Origin of the sequence: Mesorhizobium sp. M4A.F.Ca.ET.050.02.1.1 (assembly GCF_003997725.1) — a bacterium.
Taxonomy (GTDB): Bacteria; Pseudomonadota; Alphaproteobacteria; order Rhizobiales; family Rhizobiaceae; genus Mesorhizobium.
Map to the genome: position 1 here is coordinate 1 of NZ_RZSG01000901.1, position 2,235 is coordinate 2,235.

At 61.7% G+C, this 2,235-nt stretch carries 2 protein-coding genes and 1 tRNA gene; 2 read left to right on the plus strand and 1 reads right to left on the minus strand.

Annotation, left to right across the window (positions count from 1 at the left end):
• Positions 1–463: 463 nt before the first annotated feature.
• Positions 464–537 (minus strand) — tRNA-Gly (locus EOA33_RS32880).
• Positions 538–714: 177 nt separating this feature from the next.
• Here EOA33_RS32880 and EOA33_RS32885 point away from each other — a divergent pair.
• A complete protein-coding gene (locus tag EOA33_RS32885) occupies positions 715–1,668 on the plus strand; it encodes a hypothetical protein (protein WP_189375355.1) in 954 nt (317 codons plus the stop codon).
• Between the two features lie 13 nt (positions 1,669–1,681).
• On the plus strand, positions 1,682–2,235 hold a 554-nt coding region (locus EOA33_RS32890; protein WP_281033586.1), incomplete at its 3' end, for a glycosyltransferase.

A 2,235-nucleotide genomic window follows, 5' to 3' on the forward strand; every position in this document is an offset into this window, starting at 1 on the left:
ACAGGGGTTTGACCGCCGGGCCTAACCGGCAAACGGGGTAGGTTGCCGGCTGGCAAATTATAGGCCGATCATTGGAATATTCAATTTTGCTAAATTGCGTCGGAACAAAAACTTGCACGTCTCGTTGGAAATGCCGGCCGGATTGCATGTCCCCTCCATCCTTCCGGTCCCTTGTGAAAAGGCCCGCTGCCATGTGATTGGCGGCGGGTTTCACATTTTATCGAATGCTGAAACAAAAGCCGGCTGGAGCCGTTGATTATTACCAGATCGTACCTCTGGTGACACAGTAGACCCTGCCGCCGGCTTCGGCCGGCGGTCTTTTTAGCAACGGCTAACGGAACGGAAACCGTCCTGCGATATTGAATCAAATTCGAGTTGCGGGGCGTTCCATGCGCAAGCCTGCCGGCGTTGGCCGGTTCGAGTTCATCGAGCCACTGATGAGTGAATACGGCGCGGCACAAGCTGGAGCGGGTAGCGGGAATCGAACCCGCGCGTTCAGCTTGGGAAGCTGACAGGCTACCATTACATCATACCCGCGCGCGCCCTCGTTACCATGATGGCCGGGCTTCGGGCAATCGCCAAAGCCGTGCCCGGATGACAAGAGAGCCTTTGATGCCGGCGATCGGTCATGCTAGTAGCGCCTGCGCTTTGGGAATCGGCAGTTTATTTGCCCGCCGACCCCCCGTAAGCAAGGTGCGTGGGTGGGGACCCGGCTTGGAATTCAACATACGCAAGAGAAAACGGGCCTCCGGGGCCAGGAAGATATTTGCGCTGGAAGACCTCAAATTCCTGCTGCAACTCCCTGCTTTGGCGATTGTCTCCCGGCTCGTTCCCGAGCGCGAATGGCGAGCGATCTGCCTGTCCATGGCGCGGCTGGGCGGCGCGTCTTTCGCCAACCGGGACAGCCGGGTCCTGCAGACCTTTCGCTCGTTCGGACTGGCCGGCAATGACGATCTGCGCGGCGTCCGCGCGACGCGTCACGAGCATCACATACAGATCCTGCGCGAACGGCTCGGTGGGTGGAACCCGGCCATAGCGCTGCAAGGCATCGAGCATCTCGAAGCCGCGCAAGATGCAGGCCATGGCGCGGTGCTGTGGATCGCGCATTTCAGCTTCAATGCGCTGGCGGCGAAGATGGCCTTCGCCAGGGCCGGGTTCGAGGTGTTTCACGTCAGCCGGCCAGAGCATGGCTTCACCAAGTCGCGTTTCGGCATCCGCTTCCTGAACCCGATCAGGATTGGCGCGGAACTGAGATACGCGGCCGGCCGCGTCGTGATCGACCGCGCCGATCCTGCTGCCAGCATGAACGAGGCCCGTCGGTTGCTTCGCGCCAACAAGTTCGTTTCAATAACCGCCGGAGCCTGGGAGGGCGAAGTGCTGGTCACGGCGCGAATAGGCGAATCGGGCATGGAAGTGGCCAGCGGCGCGCCCCGGCTGGCCAAGATCGCCGGCGCTCCGCTGTTGCCGGTCTTTGTCGGGCGCGACGACAGCACCGGCCAACTGCACGTGGTCGTCGAGCGCCCGATCGATCTCTCCCGCTATCGGGACAAGGCCGAGATGATCCAAAGCGCCGCGCAGGAGTTTGCCGACCGGCATCTGCCCTATTTGCAAAGCTGGCCGCATCAATGGCGCGACTGGGAGAAACTGACCGCGTTCACCTCGCGCTGACGGTCGAGAGCTCATGCCGCTATTCAGCATTCTCATAACGGACGATCAGAGCGCTGACCTTCCCGAACGGGTCAGCGAGAACATCCGCTCGTTCAAGGCCGCGCATCCGGGCGAGCAGCATGTCCTGTTCGGGGAAGCCGAATTGAGCGAGTTCATCGCGGCGCATTTCGACGCCGAGGTGTTATCGGCTTTCCGCACCTTGCGCCCCTACACCTACAAGGCAGACCTCGCCAAATACTGCCTGCTCTACGAACGGGGCGGCGTCTACGCCGACCTTTCCTATGAATTCCTGCGCGGCGTTCCGCGCGAAAAGGGCCGCCTGTCGGTGTTTCGTGACTTGCTGAGCTCGACGCCATGGGACACCAGCCTCGGCGTGGTCGCCGCCCCCATGCGCCACAGGGCCATGGCCAAGGCCATCGAGTTGGTCTGCGCCAACGTCAAACGCGAATATTACGGGCCGACAGCCTTGTGCCCGACCGGACCGACGCTGTTCGGCAAGGCCATCGCCATGACCTGCGATCCGGAAGACCTAATCGTCGGAGAGGCGGTCAGGTTGACGCTGCCGAC